Raw genomic sequence first — 2,036 nt, forward strand, 5'->3', positions numbered from 1 at the left:
TCAAGGCTGTCAGATACCCCACAGGCAAAAGATGAAACTGTAAAAAGTGCCACCCTGCCGTATAAACTTTTTTAATCCAAAATTTTTATCAAGCCATTCTGCTAAAATTAACATTGTAGCAGAAGCTATCATATAAGCTGTTATCACCCATTGGACACCGTAAAAATCTGTCTGAAGAGGAGCCGTAATCTTTGGAACAATAATATCAACAATTGTAGTGTCAAGGATAGCCATAAAAGCTCCTGACATAACAATAAATGTAATTAAAGCTCTTTCCCCAGTAGATATTTTTTGATAAATAGGAATTTCTTGGCTCATTTCTTTTCTATTTCAACCTCTCCGCCCATTCCAACTTTTAAAAGCTCAATTTTTCCTCTAATAATTTTTATTTTCACAGGTATTCTCTGTGCCACTTTGGTAAATTCTCCTGCTGTTATATCTCTTGGAACAAGTGCAAATTTAGATGCTGCTGCGGGACTTATTTCGTAAACTACACCTTCAAAATACTCGTCAGGATAGGCATCAATGTGTATTATGGCTTTATTACCAATTTTTACACCTTTAAGTTTTGTTTCTTCAAGAAGAACTTTAATGTAAATATCATTTAAAGGATAAATGGCAAAAACAGGAACACCTGAAGAAACTATCTCTCCAACACTTTTAAATCTTTTTGCAATAACACCGTCAAATGGAGCTCTTAACTTTGTATATTCAATTAAATTTTCTATATCTTCTTTAGATTTTCTTAAAGAGTTTATCTTGCTTGATAATGAGCTTATCTCACTTTCAATCTCTTTTATCTGCAATTTTTTTATCTTTGTAAGTTTGACTTTTTCATTTAAAGACTGTTTTTGAAGTTTTAATTGTTCTAACTTGGCAAGTAAAGCTTCCTTTTGGGAAGATAAAACATCTATGTTTGTTTCAATTTCTTCAAGTTTTCTCCTTGGTGCCAAATCTTTATTTACAAGATTTAAAAACCTTTCTCTATCTTTTTTCAGCTGTGATAGTCTTGAATCAATACCTTTAATTTGAGATAGTAAAGAGTCCTGAAGTTTTTTATTTTCTTTTAATGAAATTTTAACTATCTGAATATTTTTATCTATTTGCTTGTTTATTCTGTCTTTTTTTTCTTCAAGGGCTTGTTTCTTAAATATTAGACTATTTATCTCTTTTTTTATTTTTTCAAGCTGTAAAACATAATCTTTAGGATCTATCTTTGCAAGGATTTCTCCTTTTTTTACCTTATCTCCTTCTTTTTTGTAAAACTTTATGATTTTACCTGACACTCTTTTAAAAGAAATATTTGATAAGTTATTGGTTTCAACAAAAACAGCATCTGTAATTACATATTCCATTCTATGTTTTATCCATTTAAAAGCAATAACTGCAAATACAGCTATTAAAATTAAAACAACTATAATTCCTATTTTATTTTTCAATTAAGTTTCCTCCAACTGCTGTTTCTAAATCAATAAGCGATTTTAAAAGCTGATAATAAGAAATAGTTTTATTGTTCTTTGCAGATGTATAATAACTTTCTGCATTTAAAAGGTCTGTCATTGACGCAAGCTGGTTTTTGTACTGCTGTTTTACCATATCATAATACTGTTTTGCTTCCTGTAATGAGCTTTCTGCTATTTTTAAGTTTTTTTCTGCCACCAAAAAGTTTTCGTATGCAGTTTTAACCTGAAGTTTTATGTTATTTCTTAGTTCTTCTATTTTTAGAGAAAGTTTTGATTTTTCTTCTTTAACTTTAAGTGATGAATAATAAGGTTTTATACCTTGAAAATTAATAGATAAAGCTATTGATGCAGAAAAGTTTCCTTTAGGGTCTAAATAAGGATATTGGTTAGTATAAGAATATTTCCCCTGCGCTAAAACTTTTGGCAGGAATTGACTTTTTTGAATCTTTTCATAAAAATCAAGTTGTTTTTTTGACTTATCAAGAGCTCTTAAGATAGGTCTACTTTTAATGGCGACTTTTTCCAAATCTTTAAGTTTTATATTTTTCGGGATTTCTATTTTTACTTCTTCAA

3 protein-coding genes are annotated in these 2,036 nt (G+C 29.2%); all 3 read right to left on the bottom strand.

Going from position 1 to position 2,036, the window contains the following annotated elements; all coding sequences use genetic code 11:
• Positions 1–9: 9 nt before the first annotated feature.
• Positions 10–318 (bottom strand): MFS transporter, encoded by a 309-nt coding sequence (locus HG1285_RS03580; protein ID WP_008288838.1) that lies wholly within the window; start codon positions 316–318, stop codon positions 10–12.
• Positions 315–1,439: an HlyD family secretion protein gene (locus HG1285_RS03575; RefSeq protein WP_008288839.1), complete on the bottom strand. Its 1,125-nt coding sequence runs from the start codon at positions 1,437–1,439 to the stop codon at positions 315–317. Before HG1285_RS03575 ends, HG1285_RS03580 begins: the two co-directional genes overlap by 4 nt.
• On the bottom strand, positions 1,429–2,036 hold a 608-nt coding region (locus tag HG1285_RS03570; protein WP_008288840.1), incomplete at its 5' end, for a TolC family protein. The genes HG1285_RS03570 and HG1285_RS03575, both read right to left, overlap by 11 nt.

It is taken from the genome of Hydrogenivirga sp. 128-5-R1-1 (genome assembly GCF_000171895.1).